Annotated in this window: 9 protein-coding genes; 6 read left to right on the forward strand and 3 right to left on the reverse strand. The window is 41.0% G+C overall.

Annotated features, from left to right (window positions below; translation table 11 throughout):
* The first annotated feature begins 6 nt into the window (after positions 1-6).
* From RGB74_RS02970 to mngB, 5 genes are all read left to right on the forward strand, one after another.
* Positions 7-1,224 (forward strand): glucoamylase family protein, encoded by a 1,218-nt coding sequence (locus RGB74_RS02970; protein ID WP_310761507.1) that lies wholly within the window; start codon positions 7-9, stop codon positions 1,222-1,224.
* A complete protein-coding gene (locus RGB74_RS02975; protein ID WP_310761508.1) occupies positions 1,224-3,653 on the forward strand; it encodes a beta-galactosidase in 2,430 nt (809 codons plus the stop codon). The genes RGB74_RS02970 and RGB74_RS02975 overlap by 1 nt, the downstream gene beginning before the upstream one ends.
* Before the next feature lie 194 nt (positions 3,654-3,847).
* Complete coding sequence (locus RGB74_RS02980; protein ID WP_310761509.1) at positions 3,848-4,552, forward strand: GntR family transcriptional regulator; 705 nt, start codon at positions 3,848-3,850, stop codon at positions 4,550-4,552.
* Between the two features lie 114 nt (positions 4,553-4,666).
* On the forward strand, positions 4,667-6,580 hold the full coding sequence (gene mngA / locus RGB74_RS02985; protein WP_310761510.1) for a PTS 2-O-a-mannosyl-D-glycerate transporter subunit IIABC: 1,914 nt from the start codon (positions 4,667-4,669) through the stop codon (positions 6,578-6,580).
* Between the two features lie 20 nt (positions 6,581-6,600).
* Positions 6,601-9,231, forward strand: a complete 2,631-nt coding sequence (mngB, locus tag RGB74_RS02990) for a mannosylglycerate hydrolase (protein ID WP_310761511.1) — start codon at positions 6,601-6,603, stop codon at positions 9,229-9,231.
* 509 nt (positions 9,232-9,740) lie between these two features.
* Here the strand turns inward: mngB and RGB74_RS02995 are convergent.
* Positions 9,741-10,892 (reverse strand): HupE/UreJ family protein, encoded by a 1,152-nt coding sequence (locus tag RGB74_RS02995; protein WP_310761512.1) that lies wholly within the window; start codon positions 10,890-10,892, stop codon positions 9,741-9,743.
* 187 nt (positions 10,893-11,079) lie between these two features.
* Between RGB74_RS02995 and RGB74_RS03000 the strand changes: the two genes are divergently transcribed.
* Complete coding sequence (locus RGB74_RS03000) at positions 11,080-17,850, forward strand: DUF4350 domain-containing protein (protein ID WP_310761513.1); 6,771 nt, start codon at positions 11,080-11,082, stop codon at positions 17,848-17,850.
* 264 nt (positions 17,851-18,114) lie between these two features.
* Here the strand turns inward: RGB74_RS03000 and RGB74_RS03005 are convergent, their stop codons facing one another.
* The gene (locus RGB74_RS03005) at positions 18,115-18,339 is read right to left on the reverse strand and encodes a hypothetical protein (protein WP_310761514.1); all 225 of its coding nucleotides are present in this window, start codon (positions 18,337-18,339) and stop codon (positions 18,115-18,117) included.
* Positions 18,340-18,357: 18 nt separating this feature from the next.
* Positions 18,358-19,566 carry an MFS transporter gene (locus RGB74_RS03010; protein WP_310761516.1) on the reverse strand — a complete coding sequence of 403 codons (1,209 nt, stop codon included), beginning with the start codon at positions 19,564-19,566 and terminating at the stop codon, positions 18,358-18,360.
* Positions 19,567-19,659: the final 93 nt, after the last annotated feature.

Raw genomic sequence — 19,659 nt, forward strand, 5'->3', positions numbered from 1 at the left:
AATTTGATGGATACTCAAAAACTGTTAGAAGCAGAAGCAAAAGGGTGTTTTGATTTTTTCTGGAACGAGGCGAACTCGGATAAATACAGCCCAGGATACGGACTGATTCTCGATCAATCAAAAAATAAAAAAGTGGCGAGCATCGCTTCAGTTGGATTCGGCTTAACCGCGATTATCATCGGGATCGAACGCGGCTGGATCACACGAGAACAAGGCTATGAGCGCACAAAAGGAACGCTCGAAACTTTTCTTAACAACGTAGAGCAAGAGAGCGGGTTTTTCTATCACTTTTTAGACATGCAGACTGGGAAGAAAAATGAAGCGTTTTACGATTGTGCTTCCATTATTGACACGACGTTGTTCTTAAGCGGCGCGATCACTTCTGCTGAATATTTTGGCGGAGAGATTGCAGCGCTTTTTGAACAAATTTTTGCACGTGTCGATTGGACCATTTTTTACGACGAAAAAGTGAACCAATATTACATGGGCTACACACCTGAGCGTGGCGGGTTCGGCCATTGGGATATGTACGCTGAACAGATGATACAGTACGTGCTAGGTGTCGCTTCACCAACACACCCTGTTCCTGCGAAAATTTATGAAGGCTTTGACCGCCGAAAAGGAACGTACGGCGACTATGAGTACGTGAATTCCCCTGGCGGAGCTCTGTTCGTCCATCAATACTCACACGCGTTTATCGATTTCCGAGGTGTGGTAGACGGTGACGGAAACGAATGGTTCGAGAATTCTGTAAAAGCTACACTCGCGAACCGTCAATTTTGTATTGATAAGTCCAGTGAATTCAAAACCTATCATGAAAATTCTTGGGGACTGACAGCGAGCGCGAGCCCAACCGGCTATCGCGTGCCAGGTGCACCACCTTATCATCCGAACTGTGAACCGGAATTAGAAGGAACAGTGGCACCAACTGGAGCAACAGGTTCGATCGTTTTCACTCCGGAAGAATCAATCGCTGCCATGAAGTATTTTTATGAAAACCACCCACAGCTTTGGGGTGAATACGGTTTTTGGGATTCGTATAATTTAGACGTTAGCCCGCCTTGGTATTCCGATCACGTAATCGGCATCGACAAGGGTATCACATTGTTGATGATCGAAAACTACCAAACTGGACTCGTGTGGGATCTGTATATGAAAAATAAATACGTTCAGCTTGGTATCGAGATGCTAGGCTGGAAAAAGAAAGAGGAGAGCCGAATCTAATGATTGAGATTAAAAACAAACAAATCCTGATCGATGGCAAACCTCAATTGATCATGTGCGGTGAGATTCACTACTATCGTCTCGACCGCAGCGAATGGCAAGACCGACTGGACAAGCTAAGAGAAGCTGGCTGCAATGCAGTAGCGACTTATATTCCGTGGCTGATCCATGAACCGGTTGAAGGTCAGTTTGATTTTACAGGCAAGACACGTCCTGAATTGGATTTAGTCGCTTTTATCGATCTTTGTAAAGAGAACGACTTTTACTTCTTTGTTCGTCCAGGTCCGTTCATTATGGCGGAAATGAAAAACGAAGGACTTCCGTATTGGGTTTATAAAAAGCATCCTGAGATCATTCCCGTTGGGTGGGACGGAAAACAAGCGCCGACATCTACCGTTGATTATTTAGCTCCGAACTTTTTGAGTGCAGTCCGGAATTGGTATGAAGCATTAATGGAGGTTGTGACACCAAGACTTTATTGTAATGGAGGAAACATCATCGCCTTTCAGCTAGATAACGAAGTAGGAATGCTTTCGTGGGTCAGCAACACGCCTGATCTGACAGACTTTGTGATCGATGATTTTTCTGAGTGGCTGTCTGGAAAATATGGTGCAGAATTGAGTGGACGTTATCCGTTTAACTTTAAAGACAATGAATCTCGCAACACGGCGATCCGTTCTCCAAAAGAAGAATACGCAGCGGAATTGATGAAAGATCTCGGGTATTACATGCGTAACCGATTTGCTAGATATATAGATACTTTACGGAATTTTGCTGAAGAATTCGGTGTGCGTGACATCCCGTTCGTCGTAAACATTCACGGAACAGGCGGCGGTCGCGGACTAACGTATCCAATCGGCATCAGCCAGCTCTATGAATCTTATACGCAGGAATCTGGTTATCTATCAGGATCAGACATTTATTTTGGCGATCTCGACATGACGACATTTCAGGATCTCTATGTGATCAACGGCTTGATGGACGCGGTTCATAACCCTGATCAGCCATTAACATCAGTGGAATTTAACTGTGGTGACGCTAACTTCGGCAACAACTACGGAGGCCGTTTAGATCCGTCTGCAGCCGATTTTAAAATGAGAATGTGCCTCGCGCAAGGGAACCGCCTCATCAACTATTATTTGTTTACTGGCGGCCGAAACTATCGGTTGGATTCGAGTGTCGGCGATGGCAACGACCGGATTGCTTTTACAGGTGAACGCCACGGTTTCGCGGCTCCGATCAGTCCTGAAGGCGAGTACAATTACACCTTCCCTCGCATGGCGCGCGGAATCAAGAACATCATGTCAGTTGCGGATAAAGTTGCGGCGATGGATGAGGATCGTGATAACATCTCATTCGCGTTCATTCCCGACTACTACATGACCGAGTATAAATATCCGAGCAGCGATGTGATGAAAGAAATCGTGAGCAACATCGAGGCGAACCGCGGTGCGGGTGCATGGGAAATCGTCGCCCGTGCCATGCTTTTATTGGGCTATCGATTTAGTGCTACTGATGTGCAAAATCAGCCTCTGTCGGTTGAAAAAACACCAGTGTTAGTATTGCCTTCCGCTCGTTACATGGACAGTGCGATCCAAAGCAAGCTCGTTCATTATCTGAACAAAGGCGGAAAAGTTTTATTATACGGAGAAGTTCCGCTTTATGATATGGAAGGAAAATCGTGTACGATTCTTGCAGAGGCTTTGAGGGTTAAAGTAAAAGGCGTTGAGCGTGACAGCCACCTCCACTTCCTATCACTGTACGCGGAGAATTGGGCAGCACCACGGCCAGAAGTGAGAACTCACTTTGCACAAGTATTTGAGGCGGATGGGGCAGTACTGCCGATTTTAAAAGTGTATGGAACGGACGATATTTGCGGTTTTGACGTGGAGGTTGGAGAAGGCGAGGCCATTGTAATCGCAGCAGCTTATGCATGTGATCTCGACTTTTTTAAACAAGTGTTTAAAAAGCTCGGTGCAAAAGCTGGCTTGACACACGATTTCAAGCACCACGGAATTTTTATGACATCGACCTCGAACGCTGAAGGTGAGAGGTTCCTGCATCTCTTGAACCTGGACGGATTGGATAAAACGTTTAAGGTCTATGAAAATGGTGAAGCGCTGTTTGATGGGAGAGAAGTTCTTTTGCAAAGTAAAGATGGTGTAATGCTTCCATTGAACGTTGATCTAGATGGACGTAAGATTGCGTATTCGACCGCTGAAATCGCGTCGATCAGTGAAGGAAGCATCGAATTCCGCTTAACTCAGCCCGAGGACGTAATCGTATTTGAAGGTGACTTGGAATTCTCAGCAAATGAACACTATTTTGTTGAAAAAAAACGAGATGGATTTACGAAAATTACAAGCCGAAAACACGCTAAAGTCGACGATAAGCTAGTCGTGGAGTTTGAATTGAGCTTAAAACATTAAAAGTGGAGGGAACGATCCTTGAATCGTTCCTTCTTTTTGTGTGTGAAGACGTTTATTTGGGAAACGAAGCGATTTATGTGGACTCGTGTAACAAACTATAATAACACGTACCGTAAACTCAACCTCACCGACACGCCTCCTCCCATGAAGATTCATCGGCAATGTGATAGAATAAATACGGGTGAATGTAAATTATGGCAAAACTATATCAAGAAATCTGTGAATATCTTTTAAACAAAATCAAAATCGGCGAGTTCCGACCAGATGATAAAGTTCCTTCTGAAAACGAACTGGCTGAAATGTTCCAAGTTAGCCGAATGACAGCAAGGAAGGCTGTTGACAGCTTAGTTTCTCGTAATTATTTATATAAACAGGCGGGAAAAGGGACGTACGTTACCAATCAAAAAGAAAAAATTAAGATTTATTTTGACGGTTCCATGGGCTTTAATGAACGGACACTTTATAACAATAAAGTTCCTTATACAGTTGTGCTCAAATTCGAAAAAAAGACTCACAATCAAATGATTCAGCAAAAGCTCAAAATGGATGAAGAAGAAGTTTATTATATTGAGCGCCTGCGGTATGTAGATGGAATTCCAGCAGTTTTTGAAATCACATATATGCCGGTCTATCTGTTTCCAGATCTGCAACAGCAAGATCTTTCAATCTCCAAATATGATTACGTTCATTCATTAGGTCACAACATAAAAGGTAACGAAAAAGAGTTCTTTGCTGTAATTCCAGATGAACACATTCAACGCCAGCTGCAATTAAATGAACATACGCCGGTATTCAAGGTAGAGCTCACGTCAAGCTTAGAGAACGGTTTAATATTTGAGTATACGAAAATATTCTACAATCAAAAGCATTTCCGTTTTCTCGAAATATACGATAAATAAAATCTTATGAAAGCGTTGACAAAAACAAGTGAATGCTTCATAATTTTTTTAAACTATTAGTTGGCTATACAAGTATATACATCGTATACAACTTCAAGAAACGGAGGGAGTTTTATGGAGCTTTCAAAGTTAACTTCTGAAGAGTTAGTCATTCTTCAAGCTTCCTATAAAAGCAAAACGGAAGTGATTACTGATCTAGTTCAAAGACTTGAGCAGCAAGGCAAGATTACATCAGCAGACCACTTTTATAAAGATGTGATGAAAAGGGAATCAGAGGGTGTCACCGGAATGGAAAAAGGTTTAGCCATTCCGCATGGCAAATCAAGCAGTGTAAAAGAAGCAAGCTTTGCGGTAGCCGTTTTGGAAAATCCGTTAGATGATTGGGAAAGTCTAGATCCATCAAATCGTGTAAATCTCGTATTCCTTTTGGCAATACCAGATGGAGAAGCGGGTTCAACTCATTTAACAATCCTATCAGAGTTAAGTAAAAGACTAGTAGATGACGCATATCGAGAACGCCTCGTTGATTCAGCGAGCTCTGAGGAATTTTTACAAAATCTCGATTATGAAGATAAAAAAGAAAATACAAATCAGAAGTTAAACAACCGTTTAATGTTAGCCGTTACAGCATGTCCGGCAGGAATCGCTCACACTTATATGGCAGCTGAAGCACTTGAACGTGCCGGCCGTGATCAAGGCATCTTCGTCCGCGTAGAAAAACAAGGCGCAAACGGGATAGAGGATCCATTTACAGAAGAAGAATTAGAATCAGCAGAAGCTGTTATTTTCGCAAATGACGTACAGGTAAAAAACGCAGATCGGTTTGAAGCTCTGCCCATATTAGAAGCGTCAGTTGCCGCACCATTAAAAAACGCTGAAAAGCTGATTAAAGATGCATTAGCACTGCCCAAAAAAACAGATGATGTAAAACAAAAAAGCACGACGAAAAAAGTGAACCAAGGCAAAGAATCAGTCGGCCAGGAAATTAAACAAGCCGTATTAACAGGAATTTCCTACATCGTTCCTCTCATTATTGCCGGTGGTATGCTGCTCGCCGTTTCCTTATTTATCGCACAAGCATTTGATCTGCAAAAACAATATGACACAGCAGGAACACTGCTCAACCTTTTCCGTGAATTAGGTGGAGGCATGCTAGGAACATTGATGGTACCTGTATTAGCAGCTTATATATCGTATTCGATCGCAGATAAACCTGGTTTAGCACCTGGTTTTGCTGCAGGTCTTGCCGCAAGTCTGATTAATACAGGGTTTGTTGGAGGTCTCCTAGGTGGTTTAGTTGCCGGTTATTTAATGAAATGGATGAAAAATAACATTAAGACTTCTGGGGTTTTTTCTGGCTTCGTTTCCTTCTGGGTCTATCCTGTATTTGGAACACTAATCATCAGTGCACTTATGTTTCTCGTCATCGGAAAACCAATCGTCGCACTAAATGATGCTTTGGTTGGTTGGCTTGAAGGTCTTTCAGGATCTAACGCAATTATTTTAGGAGCAGTACTCGGAATAATGGCTTCTTTTGACTTAGGCGGACCCGTTAATAAAGCAGCATATGCCTTTTGTATCGGAGTAATGGCAGATGGGAATTTCCTGCCTTATGCAGCATTTGCATCCGTAAAAATGGTATCTGCTTTTACAGTGACATTCGCAACGGTCCTATTCAAAAAGTATTTTGAAGAATACGAGATTGAAGTTGGAAAATCAACTTGGATACTAGGGTTGGCAGGGATTACGGAAGGAGCCATCCCTTTCATGCTGAAAGATCCCGTACGCGTCATTTTTTCATTTGTCGTCGGATCGGCTGTGACAGGTGCAATCGTAGCGTACTTCGGAATTGGTTTACCGGTGCCTGGTGCAGGAATCTTCTCGCTGTTCTTCTTAAAAGGAAAAGCGTTGCTGACAGCCATGGGAATCTGGTTTGGCGCAGCGCTCATCGGAACATTCATATCAACTACAATTCTAGTCATCTTAAAAATGCAGCGACATAAAAAACTACAAAAGCAAACAGCCTGACTCATGAAAAGGAGAAGAATATGACCCAAAACGTACACATCGTTCCTCACATGCATTGGGATAGAGAATGGTATTTCACAACAGAAGAATCACGAATTTTACTGATTAATAATATGGAGGAAATTTTAACAAGACTGGAAACAGACGAAAACTATCCTTATTTCGTTTTAGATGGTCAAACCGTTGTACTGGAGGATTATTTTGCTGTAAAACCTGAAAACAAAGAACGTGTGAAAAAGCTTGTTCAGCAAGGAAAATTAATCATCGGACCATGGTATACCCAAACAGATGAGATGGTTGTCGGCGGTGAGTCAATCGTCCGAAATCTATTATACGGGTTGAAGGATTCTGCGGAGTTTGGGAATCCGATGAAGATCGGATATTTGCCAGACTCGTTCGGACAATCCGAGCAAATGCCCCACATATATAATGGATTTGGAATCAATCGCGCCATTTTTTGGCGTGGGATGACCGAATATAACGGTACGAAAAATTCGGAGTTCACCTGGAAAAGCGCAGGCGGAGATCAAGTGACAACTCTCTTGATGCCTCTCGGGTATGCGATTGGAAAGTACTTGCCGGAAGAAAAGGAAGCACTTAAAGAGCGAATGGACAAAAATTTTAATGAATTAGACGGCAGAGCAACGACACCTCATGTTCTTATTCCGAATGGTCATGACCAGATGCCGATTCAGCAAAATATTTTCGAAGTGATCGAAAAGCTAAAAGAACTATACCCTGAAAAAGATTTCTTTTTAAGCAATTACGACAAACTTTTTGATTCCATAGAAGAGCACCAAGATTCATTCGAAGCGGTACAAGGTGAGTTCTTGGAAGGAAAGTACATGCGCGTGCATAAAAGTATCTACTCATCTCGGATGGATATTAAAGCGAAAAATGCGTATTTGGAGAACCGAATCACAAATCTATTAGAACCACTTGCTTCGATCGCTCACGTGCTAGGTTTTGAGTATCACCACGGCTTAATCGAATTGATCTGGAAAGAAATGATGAAGAATCATGCGCATGATAGTATTGGGTGCTGTTGTTCAGATAAGGTTCATCAAGAAATCATGGAAAGGTTCAGACTCGTCGAAGAAAAAGTGGATCGACTCATTGATTTTTATAAAAGAAGAATTGTCGATGCGGTACCAAATGTACCTCATCAAGATAAACTAGCTGTTTTTAACCTATTGCCGTATATGCGAAATGAAGTAATTGAATCCACTTTGATATCGAAAGAAAAAGAATTTGTACTCATGGATAATCAGGGGACTCAAGTTGATTATGAAATTGTTCATGAAGAAGTGATTGACCCAGGGCTGATCGACCGGCAAATCGTTCATTATGGAAACTATGATCCTTTCATCAAATATCAAATTCAATTTAAAGATGAAGTACCCGCATTTGGATACAAAACTTATAAAATCGAGCGCGGTGAATATTCGAAAGCAAAAGCGTTAGAAAAAACGACAAAGCTCGAAAACGAATTTTATGAAATTACGTTTAACGATAATGGAACAATGAACGTATTTGATAAGGACCTTGAAAAGAAATTTGAAAACTTATTACTCGTTGAAGACGGAGCAGATGAAGGGGATACGTATGACTTTTCTCCATTAAAAGATGATTTTATCGTCACAAATGAAGATGTAAATGCAGACATTTCGTGTAGCAAAACATCATTCACTGAGACTGCTAAGATTTCCTATAACTTAACCGTGCCAAAAAACCTGGAGAGCCGTAAACTTCAAAAACGAGATGGATCTGTTGGTGTAGCGTTTATCATTACTTTAAAAAGAGGGACAAAGCGCATCGATATCCAGGCGAAGTACGACAATCAAGCTGAAGATCACCGATTGCGTGTTCTTTTCCCAACAGGGTATAGCAGTGATGTTTCTGTAAGTGACCATCAATTTGGCTCTATCCAACGTAAAGTGGTTGAACCGACAATGGCTGTTTGGGAGGAAGAAGGCTGGGATGAACGGCCAGATGCAATCAATCCGATGCTTAGTTATGTTGGACTTCACAATACAGAACAAGGTTTTGCTCTTCTTTCTAACAGCACTAGAGAATATGAGGTTATTGGAAATGCATTTGATACTATCGCGTTAACTCAATTCAGAAGCGTTGGTGTTTTAGGAAAAGCTGATCTGCTGCGCCGTCCGAACCGTCCATCGGGAATAGCACTGCCCACACCAGACTCCCAAATGAAAGGTGAAATTAAACTTGATTTTGCCATAACAACTCATGAAGGGGACACGATTTCTGGAAAAGTTCCGCAGCGTGCGAAAGAGTATTTGACGCCTATGCTGACATACAATAAAATCGCTCACGACGCGATGAGATTAAACCCAGTTGATTTTAGTACTCCATCGGAATTTTCATTATTTGAGCAAAATGATGACAATACCGTTCTTTCTGTTGTTAAGAAAAGTGAAAAAGACGAAGGTCTGATCGTCAGATTGTTTAATCCATCCCGGACAAATGAGTTAAACAGTTGTTTAACATTTAATGCCGAAGTTCAGAAAAGCGAAGAAGTTAATTTGAATGAAGAAACCATTCAGAACATTGACTGTATAGAAGGCAAATACACGATAAAACATAACCATTGCAGCCAAAAAACGTATAAATTCTATATAGAAAGGTAGGAACGATGCGGAATCGTTCCTTTTTTTTTGGAAGACTGTTTAGGTATTCTTTGTTGTTCTTAGAAGTAGTTGATTTCCGTTCCAGGTTGCTCGCTTTCCGCGGGGCGTGCGGTGAGCCATCTTGGCGCTTCGCACTTACAATGTTTCTCCTGTCCCGCTGCTCCCGCAGGACAAGGAAGGCATCGGCAGAGATATATCGCACGAAGAAAATATGATTTTCATTTTCGAGGAGTCTCGCACCTTGCACTCCAATCAACTTGTCAATGAGGACTCTATACAGAAATGACCCAAAAGCAACAATCTTTTAGAAAAGAGCCTTATGGAAAAGTGTTTATGTCTGAAAAGTTTGGGTTTATGTTTGAACCCGACATTTATATAGACTCATCAAACTTTTATGTGGACAAAAACCACTTTTAGTGGAATCGGAGAACAGCTAAAATAAAACGTAACGTAAAAAAGCACCCTTCCTTTACTAGGAGCGGGTGCTTCATTTATTATTCAAATACCAATTAAGCAACTAACCTCTGAATCAGCCAAAATGCACCCATTCCTAAGATTAAGATAGAGCCGGCCACCATCCCTTTTTTGTATGATGGACTTCTTTGAAACCATGAAAGTAACGGAAGTATCAACAGCACGAGAGCAAGCTGGACGACCTCAATACCTGCATTAAAGCTGATTAATGAAGTTGCAATGCCTTCTTTAGGAAGGGACATCTCTTTTAATAAACCTGCAAATCCCATGCCGTGAATTAAACCGAATAAAAATGTGACAGCCCATCTGAACCTTATTTCTTTTCTAAAGATATTTTCCACAGCCACATAACAGATGCTCAGTGCAATAATCGGCTCAACAATACTTGAAGATAAATTGATCAAACCAAGTACCGAAAGAGTTAACGTTACACTGTGTGCCAGAGTAAACGCGGTAATCAATGCTGCGTATTGCTTAAATGTTTGTTTACGGATTAATAATGCAAATAAAAAGAGCAAGTGATCATAACCAGTTAAAATATGATTCATGCCGAGAACAAGGAATGAAGTCCAAGAGTTATGGTTTGTTTCAGCTGATACATTGTCTACAGACACCGATTCAGCAGTTTGTGATTGCTGCTCTTGCTGGCTTGCCGTTAACAGCATCGTCCATTCACGATTTTTTCCTTGAAGAACAGATTCGCTGATTTGACCATCGTAATTGATCGTTAAAAAGTTAGTATAAGAAGATGCGGTGTTTCCGGATGTGAAAATACCGTCCAACAAACGTACTGTCTGGCTTTCTTCAAAACCTGGCAGTCTAAATTGCAAGGTAACTACTTCTTTGTCTGCTCTTTTTTCCAAATACAGCTTTTCTAGTTCAGCCCTTTGCTGTTGATCGTTCATTTCTAGAACCAGACTGTCCTCAACCCATTCTTCTATACGATTGCTAATGGCTTTTAACTCTTTATCAGTGAGTTTTCCGTCTTCATTCTTGTCTCCGCCAATTCCTTCGATTACAGATAATGAATCTATTGAATAAGTTAATATTGTTTGATTATTACTTATATTTATATTCGTAAAGGCAGCACTTAATGGATGTGCGAACGCAATATTTTGAGCCTGAAGCAAAAGTAAAGTAATTGCAAAAAAACTGATGAAAAAAACCTTTAATCCTTTTTGTTTCATCGCTTTTTATCCCCCTTGAAAAATGAATCACAATCCTTATCATGGCGAAAATTTTTTCCAAAGTAAAGTGGATTTTTAATAAAAATGTAAACTTTTTAATTTTTTGAAATAAATGAATATTTTTGTCGATTTATTTGCTATTCTATTTAAGCTAGGCATATTAAACCAATTGGGGGTACAGGTTTTAATGAAAATAAGGAAAAAATGGCTAGGGATCACCCTAACTGGAGTATTACTATCTAATACTTTAGTACCATTCGCGAAATTGCCTTCTGTTCATGCAGAAGCAGCTAGCCATGTGGTAATTAGTGAAGTTTATGGTGGAGGAGGAAACAACGGAGCAGTCTATAAAAATGATTTTATAGAACTCTATAATCCTACCGATGCTGAAGTAGATTTGAATGGATGGTCTGTGCAATACGATTCAGCAACAGCAAGTACAACAGGGAATTATTTAGTTACGACCCTCACAGGAATTATTAAACCTCATAGTTATTACTTAATTCAAGAAAAGAATGGAACTGGAGGAACTGTAGACCTTCCGACACCTGAGGCAGTAGGGACGATAGCTTTATCAGGAACAGCTGGTAAAGTAGCTCTTGTAAATAGTACAACAGCATTGCCAAAGACTGCTAAATCAAATGACACTTCAATTGTTGATTATGTTGGTTTTGGTACGACAGCGAGTGCATTTGAAGGTACAGCACCAACAGTTGCACCTACAAACACAGAAAGCGTCGTGCGAAAAGCTAACGACGGATCTGATCCTGCCCAAGACGGAAGCAAAGGAAATGGATGGGATACGAATGATAACGCTGCCGATTTTTTGAAAGCGGTTGCAAACCCGTTGAACTCATCTAATCAACCTTCGACACCAACAGATCCTGGTGAGCAGCTTCCTCCTTTAACTGGCACTGCAAAAATTAGTGCGGTTAGAGAGATGGACGCGAATGGAAAACCTAAACGACTTGGACAAACTGCTACGATTGAAGCAGTTGTAACTGTAGATGATAAAATCGTTGATTCAAAGAATAGCAGTTTTTACGTTCAAGATGATACGGGAGGAATCAATGTATTTGGCGGAACTACTCCTGATGTAGTTAAAGGAGACAAGCTGAAAATTACAGGAACGATTGATTTCTATAATGGATTAACGGAATTAAAGCCGACTTCGATCGAAAAAATCGGAACGGAAGAGGTGCCTGCTCCAACAGCTATGACTATTGTTGATCTTAACGATGGAAATAAAGCTGAATTACAGGAAGGTAAGCTGGTAGCCGTTAAAGGAAAAGTGACAAATATTCCAGCGGCACCGGATACTTCAGGCGGAACAAACGTTACCATTACGGATGAGGCAGGAAAAACAGTTACCGTTCGTGTGTTAGCGAATACTGCCATAGCTGCCGCAACAGACTTCAAGCTTAACAGCAGCTATGAATTTACGGGTCTGCTAAGTCAATACAAATCTGCAGCTCCTTATTTATCAGGCTATCAAATTTTGCCTAGAAGCACGGGAGATCTAAAAGAATTTTTCCCGCTTTCTATTACGCATACACCGGTAACAAAAGTGTACACAAACGCTGATTTTACTTTTACAGCTGATGTACAGGGAGCAGATTCTGTAACTTTTTATTATAAAAAGACAGGAGAAAGTGAGTATCAGTCCATTGTGATGACTGATCAAGGCAATCACGAATATACAGTCACTGTAGCTGCAGATCAAATTCCTGTAGGCGGTTTTGATTATTATATCGAAGCGAAAAATCAGACAGATACGAAAAAAACAGAAACGCAAACCGTATCTGTTGTGGATGATAAAGAAGGTCCCGTTTTCATTGGCGAAACACCAGGCAAGGATTCGATTGTAGAAAATTACAAGCCTGTGATTTCTGTGCAATGGAACGATCCAAGTGAAGTTGATGCAGCAAAAGGAAAAGTATTTTTAGACGAGCAAGAGGTTACGTCACAAGCTGTCATCAATGATAAACAGGTAGTGTTAACGCTGACTGAAAATCTGCCGGTGGGACTCCACACTGTGAAAGTAAGCGGCGCAGATCAATTAGGAAACACCAGTGAGTTCACATGGTCATTTACGGTAAAAGCACCTTTTACAGGCGGGCCGCATTTAAGAGGAACTACACATAATCATACGAACATTTCTCATGATGGTACGGGATCACCAGAGGATGCATTAAAGGCAGCAATCGCTCATGGTTATGACTGGTTTGCTTTTTCAGACCACTCTCATGATATCGATCCAGAAAAACTGGGATCTGATACGGTAGACCATAAAGGAAAGCCGGAAAGAACGGGCGGTACAGAATGGCAGCTGACTAAGGATCTTGCGAAGCAGTACTCTAATGACAACTTTTCTGTATTCCCGGCGTTTGAGATGACTTCTACGACTTGGGGACATTCAAACGTATTCGGTACGGAGAATTTTATAGACCGTAACCTAAACACAAAAATGTATCAGGATCTGAACAGCTATTATGCTTGGGTGTTAACATATGATGACGTTGCTGCACAGTTTAACCACCCTGATATGTCAGCTAATGCGTTCAACAATTTCATGCCATATGATAAAAATGTAGATAAGCTGTTCACGATGCTCGAAGTAGGAAACGGCTCTGGAAACTATGCTTATGCAAATGCGGATAAGAAATTTTACAGTGCATTAGACCTTGGATGGCATGTCGCACCTACGTTTGGTGAAGACAACCATGATGGAACTTGGGGGCAAACAATGAAACGGACAGTTATCGTTACAGATAACAACTCCCAGGCTTCATTATTACATGCGATGAAAAATCGCCGTGTTTATATGGAAGAAGACCCTAACTTTACACTTGATGTTTTAGCTAACGGAAAATACATGGGTTCAGTAGTAGACGGCAATACGATTACTTTTGATATTAAAGGATCAGACAACGTAGCTGAGTCCCGCAGTGTAAAAGGGTTCGAATTTTTGCCAGCAACCTATCAATCCAACGATGAGATTGAAAAAGTAGAGCTTTTAACGAATGGAGCTAAAGTTGTAGATTCTATCACTCCAGGCACAAAAGATTTCACCTGGAATCCAGAAATTACGGTTACTGGCGGCCAGCAATGGTTTGTAGTGAAAGTGACGCAAAAAGATGGAGAACGTATTTACAGCGCACCGATCTGGTCACAGGAAAAAGAGGTTGACGTACGTGTTAGCGGTGTTAATCTGACAGACGGAGTGGCAATCGTAGGGAACCCGGCTAACTTGTCTGCAGGAATCTCTAACTTAGGTACGAAGGATTTAACGAATTTAACGGTTAAATTTTATTATGATATAGAAGACGAAGCTCATTTAATCGGCAGCAAAGCAATTCCAAGCATTGCGGCTAAAAGTGTGCAGTCAGCCTCTGTAACATGGCAGAGCCCAATTAACGGTGAGCATAAAATCATTGCAGTCGTTGATACTCCAACCGGAGACGAGCCAGCGGACAATAAAGAGATTCTCGATGTAAACGTAAAAGAGTCTTTAGGAAAAACCGTTCTGATTGATGCGGCTCATAAAAATGAAAACACAACGACGGATACTGGAACATACAAAGACAATTTCAAAGCTTTCACAAAAATGGTTCAGCAGGAAGGCTACACGGTTGCTGAGAATAAAGCGCCGATTACAGCAGAAGTGCTGGCAAACGCAAGCATTTTAGTGATTACACATCCTTTCACAGCCTTAACAGCTGACGAAAAAACAGCGGTTGCTAACTATGTAAAAACTGGAGGATCACTCTTCCTCACTGATAAAAGTAACTATAACAACAATCCAGCTGTAAATAACGATATGTTGGAACAGATGGGTGCCACGGTTCAAATTAATAACGACCAAATTAACGATGACAGTAAGGATGGAAACTTCTGGACAGATCAAAAATATAAATTTGCTGTGAGACTGCATCCAGGTCTTGTTAAAAACAACCTTACAGACCGCGTTTCAACAGTAGAATATTATTCTGGAACGAGCCTAGAAAAAGTGGGTCATCAGCCTTTAACAGACAGTGACACAGTCACGATTCTCGCAAAGGGAAACGAAACCACATACCAAACTTCTGTTACAAGCGGATTTAATGTGTACGACATTGCTTCTGATGCAACTGGCGGATCTGCAATTCCGGCGATTGCAGCTGAAACAGTCGGACAAGGTCGCATCGTCGTTTCAGGAATGAACTTCGTGAACGATAAACAAATGGACGAGTCTTATAGTCCAAAAGGAAACAATGAACTCGGACTTAATGTGATCAACTGGCTTGCACAAAGAGAAATGAACCGTGTTACTTCAATCGGGGATGTTCGCAAAATGGCAGATGGCACACCTGCAGTAGTTGAAGGTACAGTTACAAGTGCAGCTGGATCCTTCTATGATGCTTTTTATGTAGAAGATGAAACGGGCGGAATCATGGCATTTAACGAAGTGCCGGACGGAAGCTTGAAGCTGGGCGATAAAGTAAGAATCTATGGCCATGTAAAAACATTTGAAAACAACAAAGAGCTTGAATTTGATAACTTTGCAATGGATGTTATCAAAATTGGAGAAGGAACACCTCTGATACCAAAAACGGTCACAACAATGGAGGCATCTCTTGAAGAAAATCAAGGACTTCTCATAAAAATAAATGGAAGAGTCGTTTCGAAATTTGATGAGAATTCGTACATTGTGAACGACGGTTCTGGTGACATTTTAGTATTTACTGACGGATATATTGTCAACCAAACAGGTCCTGTCCCTGCTCTTAATACTGGAGACTTTTTAGAAGCTGTAGGATTAAGCGGAAAATATGCAGGCGGAAACCGTATACGTGTGCGTGATACAAAAGAAGTAACTGGAACCGCTGATCTAGTAAAACCAGTGACAGAAGCTGCGACATCGCTAGAGCAGACGGATGGTCCATTTACAGAACCAGTGACTATTACATTCACAGCATCAGATGATAATTCTGGAGTTAAATCAACGCAATATCGCATCAATGAGCAGGAATGGATCGATTACACAGCACCATTCACGTTAAGTGAAGAAAGTGTTTATAAAATCGAGTACAGAAGCACAGACTTTGCAGGTAATATGGAAGATACTAAGGTACTAGAGTTTGAGATTAAGAGTCAGGTCGTTCCTGACACATCAGCACCTGTAACAACAGCAGTAACATCACCGGAGCTTACGGACAAACCGTTTACAGAACCAGTATTGGTAACATTGTCCGCTGAAGATGATGAATCAGGCGTGCAATCTACTCAATACCGCATAAACGAAAAAGAGTGGATCGATTATACAGCACCATTCACAGTGAGTGATGTGGGATCGTACAAAATCGAATATCGCAGTACAGATTTTGCGAACAATGTAGAAGATAGCAAAGTAACAGAGTTTGAAATTAAGAGTCCGGTGGTTCCCGATACGACAGCACCAACGACTACCGTTAAATTATCACCCGTGCAGACTGATAAGCTGTTTACAAAACCAGTAACAGTTACTTTAGCTGCTCAAGATGATAAGTCAGGAGTAATGTCTTCTGAATATCGTGTGAACGGGCAAGCTTGGAACACGTACAATGTACCATTCACAGTAAATAAGTCTGGTATATACAAAGTTGAATACCGTAGTACTGATCAAGCAGGTAATAAAGAGGTAACTAAAACAATAGAATTTACGATTGATATGGATGCTCCTGTAACTTCAGCGAAAACATCGCCAGTTTCAGAAGGAAACATTTTTGCGAAGCCTATAACGATCAGCTTGTCAGCAAAAGATGTTTTATCGGGTGTGAAATCTACGCAATACCGCATTGACGGAAAAGAGTGGAAAACGTACAGTACTCCATTCAAACTAGAGTCAGGGAAATATACAGTTGAGTATCGCAGTACGGATAAAGCAGGAAATGTTGAAAGTACCAAGTCGTTGTCAGTAACGGTAGATTCAACTGCACCAGTGACGACAGTAAAAACATCACCTGAAAAATCGGGGAATATTTTTAATCAGACTGTAACAGTAAAACTATCTGCGACTGATAAATTATCGGGTGTGAAATCAACTCAATACCGTATTGATGGAAAAGAGTGGAAAACGTACACTGCATCTTTCACACTGAAAACAGCAGGGAAATACAAGATTGAGTACCGCAGTACAGATAAAGCAGGAAATGTTGAAAGCACGAAATCATTGGCGCTTACGATTGATACTAAAGCGGCAGAGACTACAGCTAAGCTATCTCCTGTGAAAAAAGAAAATATCTATACGGAGCAAGTTACAATCACACTTACTGCTAAAGATGATTTGTCTGGAGTTAATTCCATTCATTATCGCATTAACGGACAATCATGGAAAACGTACAGTGCGGCCTTTAAGCTTAAAGAAATCGGAGAATACAAGATTGAGTACAGCAGTACTGATAAAGCGGGTAATATCGAAAAAACGAAATCCTTCAAATTAACGATAAAAGAATCTGAGGAAGCACGTAAAGCAAGAGAGAAGAAAGAAAAAGAAGCATTACAGAAAAAATCTTCTAAATCGCAAGCGGATTTAGACGAGAAATTAAATAATGAAAAGGACGCAAAAAAAGCCCTTGAGCAAATCAATAAAGATGCTTCCGCAATCAAGCCGGATAAAAATGATAAAGTAAGCCAAGATAAAGTGGCTGTTGTTCTCGGAAAATATCAAGCTGTCATCAATGAGTTTAACAAAGCCAAGAAATCTCAGGACAGCTACGATACAGTAATAGAAGCATATGTAAGATTGTATACAAACCTAAGCAAAGATAATGTATGCAGAGAGTCGCTTCTGGACCTTGTAAAGTACAACATTAAAACATCCAAACAAATGGATGAGATGATTAAAAAGGTAAAAGAAAAGAAAGTTGATGTAAAAGAACTTCAGAAAATATCTGATGAGCTGAAAAAGAAAGAAAAAGAGAAAGCTAAAAAGAAGTAAATGAGGATGGAAAGACTGACCCAAAAAGAAATTTTGGTGTCAGTCTTTTTCACCTCAAAAATGAACGGAAACAAACAAAAAACACAAAAGTGGATGAACAGCTGATCGTGGATCCGGAATCGGTCCTGTTTTTTTTATGTAAAGTGCGTTTATGTGCGAAAAGTGGGGTTTTATGTGGATTCGTGTAACAGCTCTGCACATTTGATTCACAATCAGCCGAGTTAAAAATCCATAATAAAAACCCGGAGAAAATCCGGGTTTTTACTATATTAATGCACTCAATTTTTCGTTACGCAATAACTTTTCTTCCTCATCAGCAAGATCGTACTTTTTCAACAAATGAAAGACTTCGTTCAGGAAATCCTGATCAGATTTTGAAGTTAACGCCGCATCAACTTGCTCCACCAATTCACTTGGCATAAACTCAGTTTGATCAGCTAATTTTTTCTTCACATCTTCCAATGAATGATCAATATTGCAAGTCCCCATCGAAAACACTCCTTTCAACTAAGCACCAGAAGCTTCCCTAAGCTCTTTATTCTCATTATTTGCTCTAAATTTATACGCCATGAACATCGCTGCCAACAGCATCAATCCAGTTATGACGAACACCATTGAAACCGGAAAAAATCCTCCGATGATTCCACCGATCAGCGGTCCGAGCATCGCCCCGATCTGAGTTGCGGTCTGCTGTAATCCGAATGCACGGCCCCTGAACTCATCAGCGGTAGTCTGGATAATTAGCCCGTTTAAGGCGGGAAACACTCCGCAAAAGAAAATTCCATACAGAAAGCGAACAGATGAGAAGCCCCAGATTCCATCGAACCAAGCTTGAGCAATTGTTCCAATTCCTCCGCCGAGCAATCCAATCATTAACACTTTCGCAAATCCGATCCGGTCTGACATCCTTCCCCAATAGGCGGCAAAAATTATACTGGCGATACCTGGCAATGAAAAAACAATGCCTGCGATCAATGCCGTGTTATCGGCTGAAGATCCGCTGATTTTTAAAATATGAAGAGGAAGTACAGGCTCGATCGTTAAAACGGAAATTCCCGTTATAATCGATAAAAACAGAACACTCATAAAAGGCTTGTTCGCCGCTGCGACCCGTAAGTCTTTCAGAACGGACCCTTTTTCCGTACTCGGTGTAAATTTTTCTTCCTTCACCCAAAAGATAACCAAAAGTGTAGAGATTAATGATAAAAACCCACCGCTCGCAAATGCCCAGCGGTTGCCGAACAATTCCGCCAGACCTCCGCCTAAGAGAGGTCCCATGATTCCGCCAGACGCTCCGGCAGTCGAGATCATCGCCATCGCATAGCCGACTCGTTTTTTCGGAGTATTCGTTCCGATCAATGCAATCGCCCCTGGAATGTATCCCGTTAAGAGACCTTGTGCGATGCGCAATCCGATCAACTGATAAGCATTTGTCACAAATGCGGTTAATGTATAAATGATGAAAAGAAAAATTCCGGCACGGATGATCATCGGTTTTCTTCCATATTTATCAGCCATCATACCCCAATACGGCGAGGCGATTGCACCAGCTAAAAACGCAGAACTGAATATGAGACCAGACCAGATTTCAATGTGGTCATGAACACCAATTTGAAGAAGAAAAAGAGGTAAAAAAGGAACGACCATGGAGTAGCTGGCTGAAGTGAAGAAAACGCCGACCCACAGCACCCATAAATTTCGCTTCCAAATCGCCATAATGCGAACACTTCCTTATGCTGTAATATTGGAAACTATATAAATTATACATTTTGTGAATTTTTAGATAGTCTTTAACTCAAAAATATTAAC

Source organism: Bacillus sp. NEB1478 (assembly GCF_031582965.1).
Lineage (GTDB): Bacteria > Bacillota > Bacilli > Bacillales > Fictibacillaceae > Fictibacillus.

Coding starts and splice junctions, on each gene's coding strand:
- RGB74_RS03005 (WP_310761514.1), bottom strand. CDS start 18,339: ATGGGGACTTGCAATATTGATCATTCATTGGAAGATGTGAAGAAAAAA.
- mngB (WP_310761511.1), top strand. CDS start 6,601: ATGACCCAAAACGTACACATCGTTCCTCACATGCATTGGGATAGAGAA.
- RGB74_RS03010 (WP_310761516.1), bottom strand. CDS start 19,566: ATGGCGATTTGGAAGCGAAATTTATGGGTGCTGTGGGTCGGCGTTTTC.
- RGB74_RS02995 (WP_310761512.1), bottom strand. CDS start 10,892: ATGAAACAAAAAGGATTAAAGGTTTTTTTCATCAGTTTTTTTGCAATT.
- RGB74_RS02980 (WP_310761509.1), top strand. CDS start 3,848: ATGGCAAAACTATATCAAGAAATCTGTGAATATCTTTTAAACAAAATC.
- RGB74_RS02970 (WP_310761507.1), top strand. CDS start 7: ATGGATACTCAAAAACTGTTAGAAGCAGAAGCAAAAGGGTGTTTTGAT.
- RGB74_RS02975 (WP_310761508.1), top strand. CDS start 1,224: ATGATTGAGATTAAAAACAAACAAATCCTGATCGATGGCAAACCTCAA.
- mngA (WP_310761510.1), top strand. CDS start 4,667: ATGGAGCTTTCAAAGTTAACTTCTGAAGAGTTAGTCATTCTTCAAGCT.
- RGB74_RS03000 (WP_310761513.1), top strand. CDS start 11,080: ATGAAAATAAGGAAAAAATGGCTAGGGATCACCCTAACTGGAGTATTA.